The sequence below is a fragment of the Nonomuraea sp. NPDC005730 genome (assembly GCF_040630865.1).
In the GTDB taxonomy this organism is placed as follows: domain Bacteria; phylum Actinomycetota; class Actinomycetes; order Streptosporangiales; family Streptosporangiaceae; genus Nonomuraea.
This window is the reverse complement of record NZ_JBEXYK010000022.1, coordinates 19,336-33,905: the sequence shown is the minus strand read 5'-3', so window position 1 is coordinate 33,905 and position 14,570 is coordinate 19,336. Positions and strand designations below refer to the sequence as shown.

Here is a 14,570-nt window from a genome sequence, read left to right as displayed (position 1 = left end):
ACCTGATCCCAAGTTTTCCTGATTTGCGAAACCTAGGGCTCCTAGGATAAAACCTAGGAAGGTTAGGTTTTCTGCTGCGGAGGTGGATCATGATGGCTCGGGCCGGTCTGACGGCGGACCGCGTGACGGAGGCGGCCGGGGAGCTGGCCGACGAGGCCGGGTTCGACAACCTGACGGTCTCGGCCCTGGCGCGCCGCTTCGGCGTCGCGGACGCCAGCCTCTACTCCCACGTCAGGAACCTCCAGGACCTGCGCGTCCGGGTGGCGCTGCGCGCCGCCCGCATCCAGGCCGACGCCCTGACCGCGGCGGTGGCCGGCAAGGCGGGCAAGGACGCGCTGGCCGCCTTCGCCGCCGCCTACCGCGACTTCGCGCTCGCCCACCCGGGCCTGTACGAGGCCACCCAGCTCCGGCTCGACCCCGAGATCGTCGCCGGGTGCGCCGACGTCCAGCGCATCTTCACCACCACCAACGCGGTCGTGGCCGCGTACGGGCTGCCCGAGCCGGCCCACACCGACGCCATCCGGCTGCTGCGCAGCACCTTCCACGGCTTCACCAACCTGGAGGCCCGCGGCGGCTTCCAGGCGGCCCGCGACGTCCGCAGCTCGTGGGACTCGATCATCGACGCGCTCGACGGCGCACTGAGACATTGGCAGGTTTCCCCATGACCGGAACGACCGCGACCCGGTCCGGCCTCGACCGGCGGCTGCTGACGGTCGCCGGGGTGCTCACCCTGGGCGCGTTCACCGCGCTGCTCGACGGCACGATCGTCGGCGTCGCCACGCACACCCTGGCCCGCGCGTTCTCCGCCGACCTGGCGGCCACCCAATGGGTGACGACCGCCTACCTGCTCGCCCTGGCCGCGGTCATCCCGGCGACCGGGTGGGCGGCCCAGCGGTTCGGCGCCGGCACGGCCTGGACCGGCTCGCTCGCCGTGTTCCTGGCCGGCTCGATCCTGTGCGGGTCGGCCTGGTCGCTCGGCAGCCTCGTCGCCTTCCGCGTCGTGCAGGGGGCCGGGGCGGGCATGCTCTTCCCGCTCAGCCGGATCATCGTCGTCGAGCTGGCCGGGCGCGAGCGGCTCGGCCGGATGATGGCGCTGATGGCCGTGCCCGCCGTGTTCGCGCCCGTCCTCGGGCCGGTCGTCGGCGGCGTGCTGCTGGAGACGCTGTCGTGGCGGTGGGTGTTCCTGGTGAACGTCCCGTTCGTGGCGGCGGGCGTCGTCCTGTCGGCCTTGTACGTCCGCACCGCCCGGCCCGGCGGGCCTTCCGAACGCCTCGACGTGGCCGGCCTGCTCGGCGTGAGCGGCGGCCTGACCCTGCTGCTGCACGGGCTGAGCGGGGCCGGTGAGCCCGTGGCCGCGCTGACCGCGGCCGCCGGCGCGCTGCTGCTGGCCGCCTGCCTGTGGCGGGCCGCCCGCACCTCCGGGCCGCGGATCGTCGAGCCCGGCCTGTTCCGCGACCGGGCCTTCGCCGCCTCCGCCGCGCTGGCCTTCCTGGCCAACTTCTCCCTGTTCGCCGCCGTGTTCCTGGTGCCGCTGTTCGTCCAGACGGCCGAGGGGGCGGGCGCGCTCGGCGCCGGGCTGGTGCTCGCGCCGCAGGGGCTCGGCATGCTCGTCGCGGTGCTGGCCGCCGGCCGGCTGATCGACCTGAACGGCAACCCGCGCCGGATCGTCGTCACGGGCCTGGTCCTGCTGGCGGCCGGCACGCTGCCGTTCGCGCTGGCCGATCCCGGCGCGGGCACGGCGCTGCTGCCGGTGGCGCTGTTCGTCCGCGGGGTGGGGGCCGCGCTCGCGGTCTCACCCACCATGATCACCCTCTACCATTCGCTGCCGCCGGCCAAGGTGCCCGCCGCGACCACCGCCAACGCCATCGGCCAGCAGGTCGGCGCGGCGGCCGGCACCGCCTGCGTGGCCGTGCTGCTCCAGCACGGCGGCTACCGTCCCGCCTTCTGGGTCACGCTGGCCGCCGTCGCGCTCTGCCTTCTGCCCGCCCTGTTCCTCCCGTCCTCGAAAGCAGGCACGTCATGAACCCCGTCACCGAGAACGAGATCCGCTCGTCCTTCGTCAACTGCTCCAGGGGCGAGGCCCGCCGGCTCGCCGTCCCGCGCGGGCTGCCCGAGCTGCCCTGGCCCGACCTCGACTTCCTGGGCTGGCGCGATCCGGGGGCGCCCGAGCGGGCGTACCTGGTGGCCGAACGCGGCGGCGCGCCGGTCGGCGTCGCGCTGCGGCTCGGCCAGGAGGTGCGCAGGAGCTTCACCAAGAGCACGCTCTGCTCGGTCTGCGTGACCCCGCACGCCGGGACCGGCGTCGCGCTGTTCACCGCGCCCCGGGTCGGCGCGGCGGGGCGGCAGGGCAACACGGTGGGCGCCTACATGTGCGCCGACCTGGCGTGCTCCCTGTACGTCCGGGAGCGCAAGCAGACCGAGCTGGGCGTCCGGTTCGAGTCGCTGAGCGTGGCCGAACGCGTCGCCAGGACCACGGTCAACCTGGACGCCTTCCTCGACAAGATCCTCGACGACACCCTGGCGTGATCGCGTGGAGGGGGCGGCGTCCAGCTCGCGCCGCAGGGCGGGAAGGGCCACCCGCGGCGTCGGCCGGTCCGTCGGCGCCGCCGGGACGCATGGTCGCCGTCCCGGGCGCCCGACGCCGGCGCGGAACGTCGCCCTTGACTTGGACCCCCGCGAACGCCGCCCGGTTCCCCTCTTTCGAAGCCCGACGGCGGGCCGGACGGCCCATGATCTGTCGGGGCCGCCTGCGACACTGCCCCGATGCTGATACTGGAACTGTTGCGGCCGACGTTGCGTGCCGCCTGGGGGCCCGACACCTGCGACACCGCCGCGCGGGAGGAGTGGCGGGCCGACAACCCGGCCAGGGGGCAGTGCGGGATCACCGCGCTGGTCGTCCAGGACCTGCTTGGAGGAGACCTGATCCTGGCCGAGGTGCACGCCGACGGCGTCAAGGTGGGCCACCACTACTGGAACGTGCTGCCCGGCGGCACCGAGGTCGACTTCACCTCCGACCAGTTCCACCCGGGTGAGGTCGTCGTGAATCCCCAGGTCCAGCAGCGTCCCCCGGACGCGCCGCGCCGGTGCCGCGAGGAGTACGAGCTGCTGCGCCACCGCGTCGTCACCGCGCTGTCCGGGCCGCCGCCCGCCTGAGGCGTCATCTGACGCCATGGTGACGTCATTGCGGGATTGTCATGGCGCCACTCCGCGTGTCATGATGACGTCATGGACCTTGCCCCGTATGTCGATCAACTCCGGCGCGAGCTCATGCTCGTCGCCGGTACGGGCGGCGAGGAGGCCCGTGCGCTGGCCGAACGCTTCGCCGCGACACTGGCGTCGGCTGCCCGGCTCGCCCTGCTGGAGGCCCTGTCGGCCGCCGCGGACGAGATCACCCAGGACCTCGCGCCCGGCTCGGTCGAGGTGCGCCTGCGCGGGCGCGACCCCGCCTTCGTCGTGACGTCACCGCCCGCCGCCCACCCGTTCCCGGAACAGGACGAACCGTCCGCGAGCGCCGGGCCGGGCGACCGGCCGCCCGCGCCGCCGACCCCGCCCCCGGCCCCCGAGGCCGACGAGGGCGGCACGTCCCGGATCTCCCTCCGAGTGCCCGAGGCGCTCAAGCCGCGCATCGAGGAGGCGGCCGCGCGCGACGGGCTGTCCGTCAACGCCTGGCTGGTCCGCGCCGTCTCCGCGGCGCTCGACCCCGGCGACGCCACCCGCCGTGCCACCCGGCGCCCGGCCCCGCAGACCGGCGACCGCTACAGCGGCTGGGTGCGCTGATGACCATGCCGACCGATGACAGGGAGATCGGAATGCCGGCCTTCGACACGCCCAGCCCCATCGTCGCCGTCCTCGACCTGGCGACCGCCGCCGTCCGCGTCGTCGCGGGCGACCGCGCCGAGACCGTGGTCGAGGTCCGCCCGAGCGACGAGCACAACGACGCCGACGTGCAGGCCGCCCGGCACGTCCAGGTCCATTACGCCGACGGCAGGCTCACGGTGAGCGCCGACAAGGAACAGGGGGCGCCGGCGCTCGGCTGGGGGCTCTCGCTCGGCAAGCTCGTCGAGTCGCCCGCCGACTGGGCGCGTTCGCTGCTGCTCGGCACGGGCTCGGTGGAGGTGGCGATCGAGCTGCCGGCCGGCTCCCGCCTCGACGCCAGGACGTCCGGCGGCCTGTCGTGCCGCGGGCCGCTCGGCGACGTCACGGCGACCACCACGTACGGCGACATCCGCGTCGAGGAGGCCGGCCGGCTGCGCCTGAAGAGCACCCACGGCACCGTCTCCGTCACCCGCGCCCGCGGGCACGCCGAGATCACCACGAACCACGGCGACGTCCGCGTCGGCGAGATCGACGGCACCGCCGCGGTCAAGACCGCCCACGGCGACGTGCGCCTCGGCGAGGTCACCGGCGAGCTGCGGGTCAACAGCGCCCACGGCGACATCACCGTGGAGCGCCCGCTGGCCGGCGTCGTCGCCAAGACCGCCTACGCCGGCGTGGAGATCCACGAGGTGGCGTCCGGCACGGTCGTCATGGAGACCACCGGCGGCGGCCTGGACGTCGGCGTCCCCGAGGGCACCTCCGCCTGGCTCGACGTCAGCTCCCGGTACGGCACCGTGAACGTCGCCCTCGTCCCCGGCGACGACCCGGGCGACGCGGCGCGGGCCGTCGAGATCCACGCCCACACCACCCACGGCGACATCGACATCCACCGTTCCTGACGACCGAGGAGACCGACATGCCAGACGCGATCGTGGTCGAGGGGCTGACCAAGAGGTACGGCGACGTGGCCGCCCTCGACGGCGTCGACCTGACCGTCCCTGAGGGGACGGTGTTAGGACTGCTGGGCCCCAACGGCGCCGGCAAGACCACCACGGTGAGGATCCTCACCACACTCCTGCGACCGGACGCCGGCCACGCCACGGTGGCCGGGTTCGACGTCGTCCGCGACGCCCACCGGCTGCGTGCCCACATCGGCGCGTCCGGCCAGTACGCCGCCGTGGACGACCACCTCACCGGCGCCGAGAACCTGGAGATGGTCGGCCGCCTCTACCACCTGGGCGCCCGGCGCAGCCGCGAGCGCGCCCGCGAGCTGCTGGCCCGCTTCGACCTCGCCGACGCCGCCGACCGCCCGGTACGCGGCTGGTCCGGCGGCATGCGCCGCCGCCTCGACCTGGCCGGCGCGCTGGTCGCCGACCCGCCCGTGCTGTTCCTGGACGAGCCCACCACCGGCCTCGACCCCCGCGCCAGGATCGCCCTGTGGGACGTCATCGCCGAGCTCGTCCGGGAGGGCACCACCGTCCTGCTCACCACCCAGTACCTGGAGGAGGCCGACCGGCTCGCCGACCGCATCGCGGTGGTCGACCACGGGCGGGTGATCGCCCGCGGCACGGCCGAGGAGCTGAAGGACCAGGTCGGCGGCGACCGCATCCAGCTCTCGCTGAGCAGCGCGGCGAGCCTGGAGAGCGCCGCCCGCGCCCTGGCGCCGCTGGCCCTGGGGGAGGTGCGGATCGACGCCGCCGCCCTGCGCATGACGATCCCGGTGACCGGCGGCGCGGCCGCGCTGACCCAGGCGCTCGGCCACCTGGCCGCCGAGCGGATCGCCGTACGCGACGCCGGGCTGCGCCGGCCCACCCTCGACGACGTGTTCCTCAGCCTCACCGGACGCCAGGCCGACGAGAAGACCGCCGACGAGAAGACGGGGGAGACCGTCCGATGAACGCCCTCCAGCTGGCCGCCGCCGACGGCCTGACCATCGCCAGGCGCAACGCGCTCAAGATCCGCAGAGCCCCCGACCTGCTGGGCGGCGTGATCATGCTGCCCATCGTGTTCGTGGTGCTGTTCACCTACGTCTTCGGCAGCATGATCGAGCTGCCCGGCATGTCCTACGGCGAGTACCTGCTGCCCGGGATCTTCGTCATGACGATCGTCACCAGCGCCCAGATCACCGGCTACACGCTCACCCAGGACCTGCAGAAGGGCATCTTCGACCGGTTCCGCACCCTGCCGATGTCCCCCACGGCGGTGCTCACCGGCCAGACCGTCAGCGACGTGATCATGAACGTCACCAGCATCGCCACCATGGCGCTCGTCGGCCTGCTGGTCGGCTGGCGCGTCCACAGCTCGCCGGCGGAGGCGGTGCTCGGGTTCGCGATGCTGCTGCTGTTCTCCTACGCCTTCTCCTGGGTGACGGCCACGGTCGCGCTGGCCCTGCGCACGCCCGAGGTGTTCAACAACATCGCCACCATCACGTCGTTGCCGCTGGTGTTCCTGTCCAACGCGTTCGCCGACAGCACGCGGCTGCCCGGCCCGCTGCGGCCGATCGCCGAGTGGAACCCGGTCTCCACGCTCGTCCAGGCCGCGCGTGAGCTGTTCGGCAACACCAGCGCCGCCCTGCCCCAGCCCGCCGCCTGGCCGCTGCGGCACGCCGTGCCGGTGTCGCTGCTGTGGTCCGTGCTGCTCCTGGCCGTGTTCGTGCCGCTGGCCACGCGGTTGTACAAGAGGGCCGTCAGCCGATGAACACCGTCTCGGGCGCGGACCGCGAGCGCGCGGTCGAGCTGGTCCAGCAGGCGTACGCGGACGGCCGGCTCGACCCCGACGAACTGGAGCAGCGGCTCGAACTGGCGCTCACCGCCACCTCCGCCCGCGAGCTGGAGCCGATCGTCGCCGACCTGCCGGACGAGGTGGTCCGGCTGACCTCCACCGGCGGCGCCGTCACCCGGACCGGCGACTGGGCGGTCCCGCGCCGCCTGTGCGTCGACTCCAAGTACGGCCAGGTGCGGCTCGACCTGTCGCGGGCCCACGTGCCGTACGCGCGCATCGACATCGAGCTGCTGCTGGCCTACGGCAGCGCCACGATCGTCCTGCCCGCGGGCGCCACCGCGAACGCCGACGGGGTGCGGTCCGAGTGGGGGCGCGTGAGCTGCAAGGTCCCCGGCCGCCCCCGCCCCGGCCACCCGCACGTCCAGGTGACCGGCGACCTCCCTTACGGCCGCCTGCTCATCCGCCCCGCCCGCCGATGACCCCGCGCCTGGCGAGCCCCCGCCCGTGCTCGGCACGGACGGGGGCTCGTGCGGCGCCGGCTCAGCCGTAGAAGCCGGCCGGGCAGAGCTTGACGCCGGGGATGGCCTGGTAGTCGCCGCCGTAGGAGACGGCGGTCGCCGGGATCCACCCCCACCCGCCGTGGAGCCTGCTGGTGTCGCCCTGGGTGTAGAGCCAGTAGTTGTTCCGGCCGCCGCCGTACTCGGGGTTCTCGCCGCTCTTGCGCTGGCAGACCATCCAGTTGTCGCCCGGGAACAGCACCCCCGTCGTCTCGGCGCCGGGCAGCGCGGCCTGGTCGAGCACGGCGGTCTGGATCCAGGTCGGGCAGGTGCTGGTGGAGAAGGTACGGCCCTTGTAGTCCGTCACCGTCGGACCGCCCCAGCAGGACGCCTGCCGCGCCTCGGCGGGCGGGGCGAACGCCAGGGACGCGACCAGGACGGCGCCGGCGGCGAGCGTGCGGCGAAGGTTCACGACGGTTCCTCTCACGGGAATCTGGGGTTGGTGCCGGTGCACCACGGCACACCGGGGATGGCCTGGTAGTCGCCGCCGTAGGAGACGGACGTCGCGGGGATCCAGCCCCACCCGTTGAACTCGTGCTCCTGGGTGTCGCCCTGGGTGTAGAGCCAGATGTTGTTGCGGCCGCCGCCGAGCTGGTCGTTCTCGTCCCCCTTGCGCTGGCAGACCACCCAGTTGTCGCCGGGGAACAGGTAGCCGGTCGTCTCGCCGTTGCGCGCGGGGATCTCCCGCACGCGGGTCTGCGTCCAGGTCGGGCAGACCCTGGTGGCGTACGTCCTGCCGTTCGGGATGGTGACCGTGGGGCCGCCCCAGCAGGACGCGGCGCGCGCGGTGGCCCCGGACGGCGCGCCGAGACAGCCCAGCGCGAGCACGGCGGCGCCGAGCGGGATGAAGACACGACGGGTCATGCGTGATCCTCTCCATGAGATGCGGGTCAGGTCCGGGACCAAGTTCAGCCCGGACCGGCGCCGCGGGTCACCCTGTTCCTGGCGGGGCCGGAACACGCAGGTCGGAGGCCGTCAATCCGATGATGATCGTGCTGCCAGCCGGCCGGGTGAGGATGCCGGCATGACCAGGGGAACCTTGAGGATCATCTTCACCGGAGAGGACCTGGCCCGGGTGCGCATCGCCTCCCGCATCGACGAGCTGTGGGAGATGGCGATGAGCCTGCACGTGCTGCAGAGACCCGGCGGGGGCGACGACATGGCGGCCTGGCGGCGGCGGGCGCGCGCCGACCTGGCCGGATCGGGACTGCTGCGGCCGGTGCGCGAGACGCTGGCCCCGCTGATGCCGATCAAGGCCTACTTCCCGGACTTCCTGACCCCGTACGAGGCCCAGGCGGGGCTGACGACCGGTGTCGAGGCGCTGGCCGACACCCCGGCCGTCCGCGTGCGGCACGAGATCGACCAGCTCCGCCGGCACGTCACCCTGCCCGCCGGCCTCGACGGCCTGGCCCGCGGGCACCGGCGGGCCGTCCGCCACGTGGCCCGCCTGGCGGGCCGCTACTGCCAGGTCACCTTCGCCCCCTGCCGCGCCGCGATGGAACGCGCGCTGGGCCGCGAACGCGCCAGGCTCACCCGTCTGCTCACCGACCAGGGCGTGGAGGCCATGCTCTCCGCCCTCACGCCGAGCACCCGCTGGCGGTCGCCCGTCCTGGAGACCGACTACGCCCCCGGCCGGTACGAGATCCACCTCCGCGGGCGCGGCCTCACGCTGATCCCGTCCTATTTCTGCCGGTTCACCCCGGTGGCGCTGGCCGATCCCGCGTTGCCTCCCGTGCTGATCTACCCGGCTCCGCGCCGCGCCCCGGAACCGGGCCCCGGCGACCCGCTGCCCGACCTCCTCGGCGCGAACCGGGCCCGCATCCTGCGCTGCGTCGCCGCCACCACCGGCTGCACCACCAGCGAGCTGGCCCGCCGCACCGGCACGTCGTTGTCGTCGGCCAGCGCCCACGCCCAGGTGCTGCACCGGGCCGGCCTGATCGCCAGCACCCGGCACGCCAACATGGTCATCCACCAGGTCACCCGCCTCGGCGCCGGCCTGCTCAGGACCGGAACCCCGTCCTGACGCGGGCGGGCGACCGGGGCGCCCCGGTGACGGCGACGGTCGCCGCGGCTACCGGTTCAGGTGGCGGCGGAGGAAGTCGAGCTGGAGGAGGAGCATGCCCTCGAAGACGTCCTCGTCCGAGGTGGGGGCGTGGGAGGCGCCGGACAGCGGCAGCACCTCGTGCGGGCGTCCGGCGGCCAGCAGCGCGGCCGACAGGCGCAGCGTGCCCGCCGGGAACACGTTGTCGTCGGACAGGCCGTGGATGAGCTGCAGGGGCCTGGACAAGGTGTGCGCCTCCACCAGGGTCGAGCAGGCGTCGTAGCGTTCGGGGTGGCGGTCCGGGTGGCCGAGGAAACGTTCCCGCCAGTGGGTGTCGTACAGGCGCTGCTCGCTGGTACCGGCGCCGGCGACGGCGGCGTGGAAGACGTCGGGACGGCGCAGCACCGCCATGACGGCCAGCGTGCCCGCGAACGACCAGCCGCGCATCGCGACCCGGCGCAGGTCCAGCTCAGGATGCCGGGCGGCGACCGCGTGCAGGGCGGCCACCTGGTCCGCCAGCACGGGGCCGAACATGTCGCCGTGCACCTCGCGCTCCCAGCCGGGTCCGCGGCCCGGCGTGCCGGCCCCGTCGGTGACCAGGACGGCGAAGCCCTGCTCGGCGAACCACTGCGAGACGAACATCATCGCCGCCTGCTCGTCGGTGACCCGGCGCCCGGCCGGCCCCGCGTACGGGTCCAGCAGGACCGGCAGCGCCGGGTCGCCGGGACGGTGCCAGGAGGGCAGGTGCAGGTGGCTGCGCAGTTCGCGGCCGGTGGTGACGAGCGACAGCCGGCGCAGCGCCAGCACCGGCCGCTCCGCCACCGACGCCACCTCGACCCCGCCCCGCGTCGAGGGGGACGCCGTCCCGGCCGTAGGGCGTTCCACGCGGGCGCGCTCGCCCGGGTGTTCGGCGGTGCGGACGACGTGGACGAGGGTGCCCGCGCGCCGGGTGCCGCCGTGCACCCCCGGTGCGACGCTGAGCCGGCGGGCGCCCGCCGCCGCGGTGTGCAGCCACAGGTGTGTCTGCGCGGGGTCGTCGGAGGCGGTGAAGAGCACGTCCTCGCCGTCCACGCCGAGAACCGCCTCCAGGTGCAGGCCGGGCGGCGTGACCGGGACGCCGCCGACGGTGAGCCGCCGCGTGCCGTCCAGGTCGGCGTGGGCGACCAGGCGGCCGGAGCCCGTACGGGCGGGCGTGCCCGGCACGAGCTGCACCCAGTACGGATCGTGCTGCTCGGCCAGCAGCCGCGTGCGGCCGGAGTCCGGATCGGCGGCCAGCACCCGGACCGTCCGCTGGTCCCTGCTCTGCACCGAGAGGTACGGGCCGTGGGCGTCCCAGCCGGCGGCCGTCACGTACTCGAAGGCGGTCCGGTCCCAGGCGACCTCGACGCGCCCGCCGTCCACCCCGGCGATCCAGAGGGTGACGTCGGCGTTGGCGGTGCCGGCCGCCGGGTAGCGCACGGCCCGGGGCGGACGCGCGGGCTCGGCGGGGTCGCCCACGTGCCAGAGCGCGACGCGGGCCTCGTCCACCCGGGCCGTCAGCAGGCGGGCGCCGTCGGGGGACCACCAGTAGCCGCGGGAGCGGCCCATCGAGGCGGACGCGGCGTACTCGGCGACGCCGAACCGCACGTCCGGCCCGTCGGGCTCGGCCACGGCGCGGTCGCCGGCGCCGTCCGCGCCGATCACCCGCAGGCCGCCGCCGGAGAGGTAGGCGACCAGCCGCCCGGCCGGGTCGGGCCGCGGGTCGCGGGCCGTGCCGAGCGCCGGGAGCGTACGGGCCGCGCCGGTCGGGACGTCCACCGCCCACAGCGCGCCCGCCAGGGTGAACACCGCCAGGCCGGCCGCGTCGTCCGTGGCGTAGGAGCCGATCCCCTGGGTGCCGCCGCCGGTCAGCGCGGCGGGGTCGGCGAGCAACCGCTCCTCGCCGGAGGCGGCGTCCAGGGCCCAGAGGCAGGTGACCGGGTCGTCGCCGGCGCGGCTGCGCAGGAACAGCACGACGGAGCCGTCCGCCGAGACGGTGAAGGCCGAGGGGGCGCCCAGGGTGAACCGCCGGGTGCGGGCGAACTGCCTGGGCAGGCTGATCTTGTTGTCGTCGTCGTGGTGCGGCATGCGTGCCTGGTTTCCTCTCACTGCGGTCCGGCTTTCGGGCACGACAAAAAGCGCACACCGTAGTGGTGTGCGCTTCGTCTGTGTCGTGTGATCGGCGGGATCTCTCGCGCGGCTCCCGCGGCCGCCTGGTGCTCGCCGGGACGATCTCCGGGACGATCTCCGCGGCCGAGCTCCCGGACATCTTACTACATGATCATCCGCATGGCGGCGGGCGCGTGACCGGGGGAGATACCCGGTGGCCGCCCGCGTCGGGCCGGATCGGCTCTGGTACTGTGACGGTCTCTGGCCGAGATCGTCCGTAGGAGGTGAGACCCATTACCGCTTCGTCAGGCTGGGGCTCCCTTCCGGCACACGTCCGGCCCGCCGGGGTCGGGTGACCGCGGGGAGCGCCCATCGGCATCCCGGAAGGCTCCCCATGTCCCCCTCTTCGATCCCCATGTCCGCCGTCGTCACCCGGCTGCGCGCCGCCGGCTGCGTCTTCGCCGAGGACGAGGCCGAGCTGCTGGTCTCCACCGCCCGTACCCCCGCCGAGCTGGCCGCGATGGTCGAGCGCCGGGCCGGCGGGCTGCCCCTTGAGCACGTCCTGGGCTGGGCGCGGTTCTGCGGGCTGCGCATCGCCGTCGAGCCCGGCGTGTTCGTGCCGCGGCCGCGCACCGAGTTCCTCATCCGTCAGGCCGTCGCGCTGGCCCGCGGGGCCGGCCGCCCGCCCGTCGTCCTCGACCTGTGCTGCGGCACGGGCGCGATGGGCGCCGCGGTCGCGGCGGCCCTGGGGGAGGGGACCGAGGTGCACGCGGCCGACCTCGACCCCGCCGCCGTGCGCTGCGCCCGGCTCAACCTGCCCGGCGGCCACGTCCACCAGGGCGACCTGTACGACGCCCTGCCCGGCTCGCTGCGCGGCCGCGTCGGCATCCTGATCGCCAGCCCGCCCTACGTGCCCACCGGGTCGGTCGGCCTGCTGCCGCCCGAGGCCCGCCTGCACGAGCCGCTGACGGCGCTCGACGGCGGCGGCGACGGGCTCGACGTGGTGCGGCGGGTGATCGCGGGGGCGTCCGGCTGGCTCGCGCCGGGCGGGCACCTGCTGGTGGAGACCAGCGAACGGCAGGCCGCGGCCACCGTCCGGGCCGCCGTGGCCGCGGGGCTCCCGGCGCGGGCCACGGTCTCGGCGGAACTGGACGCCACCGCCGTCGTCGCCACCCGCCCCGCCTGAGGGCCCTGCCCGCACCGGCTGCGACCCAGGGGCGGGCAGCGCGGTGCCCGGCGCGCCGGAGCGTGCCGGGCACCGCCCGCCTCCTTCTTACGGACGCTGCGGACGGGTGGGGTTGGCGGTGGTCCCCGTCGTGGTCCCTGTCGTGGTGCCGGTGGTCCCGGTGCTACCGGTGGTGCCTGTGGGACGGGTGGTCATGTGCTCAGCCGTCCCCACCGGGTTGCGGCCCTTGCGCAGGCCCGCGAGCCCCAGCAGTCCGAGCAGCCCCAGCAGGCCCCACAGACCGCCGTTGCCGCCGCCCTCGTCGTATCTGGTCTCGGTCGGTTGCGGGCTCGGCGTCGCCTGGCTCTGGACGACGGGCGTGTCCGCCACAGCGGTGGCGGCCGGGGCCAGCGCCAAGCAGAATGCCATCCCCAGGCCGGTGAGCGTCTTGCGCATGTGGGTTCCCCCGGATCCGGCGGCCCTCAAGGCGGAGAGCCGCCTGTCGCGCCTTCCGGGCAACGGCCCGGAAGGTTCCCCCGAAATGGAGCGAGAACTCCATACTCGCTGGTAGACATACCCCCACCCGCGAAAACAATCCCCACAAACCAGGACATAGCGCCATAGTTGGGACGGCAGGCTTCAGGCGATGGCCGCCAGGAGGCCGGTCAGCGCGTCGGCCTGCGCCAGCCCGCTGGCCGCGGCGATCTCGTCCAGGGTCTGCGCCGGACGCACCTCGCTCAGCCGGACGTCGCCGTCCGCCGTGACGGTGAAGCCGTGCACCGCCGGATAGGGCAGGCTGTTGTAGGCCCACGGGGTGGAGAAGTAGTAGGCGCCGGTGTCGTGCAGCACGACGATGTCGCCCTCGGCCAGCTCCGGCAGCTCCCTGGCGTGCGCGACCACGTCACCGGCGAAGCAACACGGGCCCGCGACGTCCTGGGCGAGCAGCGGGCCGTCCTTGGGGTCGCCCGCCGGGCCGTACGCGCCGACCCGCAGCGGCCAGGCGTCCGGCATGAGCACCGTGCGGGTGGCGACCTGCGCGCCCGCGTGGGTGATCGCCACCCGCCGCCCGCCCGCGTCCTTGGTGTACTCCACCAGCGCCGCGACGAAGCCGTTCTTGGCCAGCAGCGACCGGCCGAACTCGGTGACCAGCGCGTACCGGCCGTCGAACAGCCCGGGGACGGCCGCGCGCAGCGTGGCGACGTAGTCGGCGTAGGTGGGGGCCACCTCGTCGCCGTCGAAGTTCACCGGCAGGCCGCCGCCGATGTCGATGCTGGTGATCTGCCGGACCCCGAGCGTCGCGTTGACCTCCTCGGCCAGCCGGTACGTCTCGGCGATGCCCGCCGCGATCAGCTCCAGCGGGCAGCCCTGGGAGCCGACGTGCGCGTGCAGCCGGGTCAGCCAGGGGCGTTCGGCGAAGGCGCGGACGACGGCCTCGCGGGCGCCCGGGTCGCGCAGCGCGACGCCGAACTTGGAGGTGGCGGTCGCGGTGCTCATCGCGCCGATCGTGCCGGTGCCGACCTGCGGGTTCACCCGCAGCCCCAGCACCGAGGAGGAGTCCGGCGCGCGCAGCTCGTCGATGCGGCGCAGCTCGGCCAGGCTGTCGGCGTTGACCGCGATGCCCAGCGAGAGGGCCTGGCGCAGCTCCTCGCGGGTCTTGGCGGGGGAGTCGAAGACGATCGTGCCCGGCGCGAACCCGGCGTCCAGCGCGATCCGCAGCTCGCCGGGGCTGGCCACCTCGCACCCCATGCCCGAGGCGGCGAGCAGCCGCAGGACGGGGATCAGGGACGCGGCCTTGGCGGCGAAGGTGTGCAGCACGTCCGGAACCTCGCCGAACGCCTCGTGCAACGCCCTGACCGAGTCCCGCACGCCGGCGGTGTCGACGAAGCCGGCGACCGGCTCCCCGAGGCCGAGCGCGCCGGCGCGTACGGCGTGGCGCAGCACGTGGGCGGCGCGTTCGGCGGTGGTGCCGCGGGCCGGGGCGGGCGCGAGCGTGGCACTGCTCTGGATCACGTCCAAGGCTCCTGGATGCATCGGGAAAGAGGGAGTTTCGGAGGGGGCCAGACGAGATTCGGCCATGACCGCAGGCCAAGTCTTCAGCCGGGTGGACAAAGCCCGCCTACGGCTTTGTCCACCCGGCCAAGGA

At 74.6% G+C, this 14,570-nt stretch carries 16 protein-coding genes; 11 read left to right on the top strand and 5 right to left on the bottom strand.

Translation table 11 applies throughout. The features are described from left to right. The first annotated feature begins 92 nt into the window (after window positions 1-92). From ABZ444_RS24755 to ABZ444_RS24715, 9 genes are all read left to right on the top strand, one after another. Window positions 93-665, top strand: a complete 573-nt coding sequence (locus tag ABZ444_RS24755; protein ID WP_358001400.1) for a TetR/AcrR family transcriptional regulator — start codon at window positions 93-95, stop codon at window positions 663-665. Next, window positions 662-2,023 carry a DHA2 family efflux MFS transporter permease subunit gene (locus tag ABZ444_RS24750; protein WP_358001140.1) on the top strand — a complete coding sequence of 454 codons (1,362 nt, stop codon included), beginning with the start codon at window positions 662-664 and terminating at the stop codon, window positions 2,021-2,023. The genes ABZ444_RS24755 and ABZ444_RS24750 overlap by 4 nt, the downstream gene beginning before the upstream one ends. Beyond that, a complete protein-coding gene (locus tag ABZ444_RS24745) occupies window positions 2,020-2,526 on the top strand; it encodes an FBP domain-containing protein (RefSeq protein WP_358001137.1) in 507 nt (168 codons plus the stop codon). Before ABZ444_RS24750 ends, ABZ444_RS24745 begins: the two co-directional genes overlap by 4 nt. Window positions 2,527-2,763: 237 nt before the next feature. Continuing rightward, window positions 2,764-3,153: a hypothetical protein gene (locus ABZ444_RS24740; RefSeq protein ID WP_358001135.1), complete on the top strand. Its 390-nt coding sequence runs from the start codon at window positions 2,764-2,766 to the stop codon at window positions 3,151-3,153. Between the two features lie 72 nt (window positions 3,154-3,225). Next, a complete protein-coding gene (locus ABZ444_RS24735) occupies window positions 3,226-3,777 on the top strand; it encodes a toxin-antitoxin system HicB family antitoxin (protein ID WP_358001132.1) in 552 nt (183 codons plus the stop codon). A gap of 5 nt (window positions 3,778-3,782) precedes the next feature. Further along, the gene (locus ABZ444_RS24730) at window positions 3,783-4,715 is read left to right on the top strand and encodes a DUF4097 family beta strand repeat-containing protein (RefSeq protein ID WP_358001129.1); all 933 of its coding nucleotides are present in this window, start codon (window positions 3,783-3,785) and stop codon (window positions 4,713-4,715) included. Window positions 4,716-4,732: 17 nt separating this feature from the next. Continuing rightward, on the top strand, window positions 4,733-5,713 hold the full coding sequence (locus ABZ444_RS24725; protein WP_358001126.1) for an ATP-binding cassette domain-containing protein: 981 nt from the start codon (window positions 4,733-4,735) through the stop codon (window positions 5,711-5,713). Continuing rightward, the gene (locus ABZ444_RS24720) at window positions 5,710-6,513 is read left to right on the top strand and encodes an ABC transporter permease (RefSeq protein ID WP_358001123.1); all 804 of its coding nucleotides are present in this window, start codon (window positions 5,710-5,712) and stop codon (window positions 6,511-6,513) included. The genes ABZ444_RS24725 and ABZ444_RS24720 overlap by 4 nt, the downstream gene beginning before the upstream one ends. Further along, a complete protein-coding gene (locus ABZ444_RS24715) occupies window positions 6,510-7,016 on the top strand; it encodes a DUF1707 domain-containing protein (protein WP_358001120.1) in 507 nt (168 codons plus the stop codon). Before ABZ444_RS24720 ends, ABZ444_RS24715 begins: the two co-directional genes overlap by 4 nt. A gap of 61 nt (window positions 7,017-7,077) precedes the next feature. Here the strand turns inward: ABZ444_RS24715 and ABZ444_RS24710 are convergent, their stop codons facing one another. Together ABZ444_RS24710 and ABZ444_RS24705 are read right to left on the bottom strand one after the other, a co-directional pair. Further along, a complete protein-coding gene (locus ABZ444_RS24710) occupies window positions 7,078-7,506 on the bottom strand; it encodes a hypothetical protein (RefSeq protein ID WP_358001117.1) in 429 nt (142 codons plus the stop codon). 11 nt (window positions 7,507-7,517) lie between these two features. Further along, window positions 7,518-7,958, bottom strand: a complete 441-nt coding sequence (locus tag ABZ444_RS24705; protein WP_358001114.1) for a hypothetical protein — start codon at window positions 7,956-7,958, stop codon at window positions 7,518-7,520. A gap of 160 nt (window positions 7,959-8,118) precedes the next feature. On the opposite strand from ABZ444_RS24705, the gene ABZ444_RS24700 reads away from it, so the two are divergent. Next, window positions 8,119-9,117 carry a helix-turn-helix domain-containing protein gene (locus ABZ444_RS24700; RefSeq protein ID WP_358001111.1) on the top strand — a complete coding sequence of 333 codons (999 nt, stop codon included), beginning with the start codon at window positions 8,119-8,121 and terminating at the stop codon, window positions 9,115-9,117. A gap of 48 nt (window positions 9,118-9,165) precedes the next feature. Here the strand turns inward: ABZ444_RS24700 and ABZ444_RS24695 are convergent, their stop codons facing one another. Beyond that, window positions 9,166-11,241 (bottom strand): prolyl oligopeptidase family serine peptidase, encoded by a 2,076-nt coding sequence (locus ABZ444_RS24695; RefSeq protein WP_358001108.1) that lies wholly within the window; start codon window positions 11,239-11,241, stop codon window positions 9,166-9,168. Between the two features lie 415 nt (window positions 11,242-11,656). Here ABZ444_RS24695 and ABZ444_RS24690 point away from each other — a divergent pair, with 415 nt between their 5' ends. Further along, a complete protein-coding gene (locus ABZ444_RS24690) occupies window positions 11,657-12,448 on the top strand; it encodes a putative protein N(5)-glutamine methyltransferase (RefSeq protein ID WP_358001105.1) in 792 nt (263 codons plus the stop codon). A gap of 87 nt (window positions 12,449-12,535) precedes the next feature. On the opposite strand, the gene ABZ444_RS24685 is transcribed toward ABZ444_RS24690, so the two are convergent. After that, window positions 12,536-12,883 (bottom strand): WGxxGxxG family protein, encoded by a 348-nt coding sequence (locus ABZ444_RS24685; RefSeq protein WP_358001102.1) that lies wholly within the window; start codon window positions 12,881-12,883, stop codon window positions 12,536-12,538. Window positions 12,884-13,066: 183 nt separating this feature from the next. Then, window positions 13,067-14,437, bottom strand: coding sequence for a diaminopimelate decarboxylase (locus ABZ444_RS24680; protein WP_358001099.1), 1,371 nt, complete (start codon window positions 14,435-14,437; stop codon window positions 13,067-13,069). Window positions 14,438-14,570: the final 133 nt, after the last annotated feature.

What these genes read in the sequence shown, in the direction of transcription:
- ABZ444_RS24745 (WP_358001137.1), top strand. Translation starts at nt 2,020, where the DNA reads ATGAACCCCGTCACCGAGAACGAGATCCGCTCGTCCTTCGTCAACTGC.
- ABZ444_RS24725 (WP_358001126.1), top strand. Translation starts at nt 4,733, where the DNA reads ATGCCAGACGCGATCGTGGTCGAGGGGCTGACCAAGAGGTACGGCGAC.
- ABZ444_RS24685 (WP_358001102.1), bottom strand. Translation starts at nt 12,883, where the DNA reads ATGCGCAAGACGCTCACCGGCCTGGGGATGGCATTCTGCTTGGCGCTG.
- ABZ444_RS24735 (WP_358001132.1), top strand. Translation starts at nt 3,226, where the DNA reads ATGGACCTTGCCCCGTATGTCGATCAACTCCGGCGCGAGCTCATGCTC.
- ABZ444_RS24755 (WP_358001400.1), top strand. Translation starts at nt 93, where the DNA reads ATGGCTCGGGCCGGTCTGACGGCGGACCGCGTGACGGAGGCGGCCGGG.
- ABZ444_RS24700 (WP_358001111.1), top strand. Translation starts at nt 8,119, where the DNA reads ATGACCAGGGGAACCTTGAGGATCATCTTCACCGGAGAGGACCTGGCC.
- ABZ444_RS24750 (WP_358001140.1), top strand. Translation starts at nt 662, where the DNA reads ATGACCGGAACGACCGCGACCCGGTCCGGCCTCGACCGGCGGCTGCTG.
- ABZ444_RS24695 (WP_358001108.1), bottom strand. Translation starts at nt 11,241, where the DNA reads ATGCCGCACCACGACGACGACAACAAGATCAGCCTGCCCAGGCAGTTC.
- ABZ444_RS24730 (WP_358001129.1), top strand. Translation starts at nt 3,783, where the DNA reads ATGCCGACCGATGACAGGGAGATCGGAATGCCGGCCTTCGACACGCCC.
- ABZ444_RS24705 (WP_358001114.1), bottom strand. Translation starts at nt 7,958, where the DNA reads ATGACCCGTCGTGTCTTCATCCCGCTCGGCGCCGCCGTGCTCGCGCTG.
- ABZ444_RS24720 (WP_358001123.1), top strand. Translation starts at nt 5,710, where the DNA reads ATGAACGCCCTCCAGCTGGCCGCCGCCGACGGCCTGACCATCGCCAGG.
- ABZ444_RS24715 (WP_358001120.1), top strand. Translation starts at nt 6,510, where the DNA reads ATGAACACCGTCTCGGGCGCGGACCGCGAGCGCGCGGTCGAGCTGGTC.
- ABZ444_RS24740 (WP_358001135.1), top strand. Translation starts at nt 2,764, where the DNA reads ATGCTGATACTGGAACTGTTGCGGCCGACGTTGCGTGCCGCCTGGGGG.
- ABZ444_RS24690 (WP_358001105.1), top strand. Translation starts at nt 11,657, where the DNA reads ATGTCCCCCTCTTCGATCCCCATGTCCGCCGTCGTCACCCGGCTGCGC.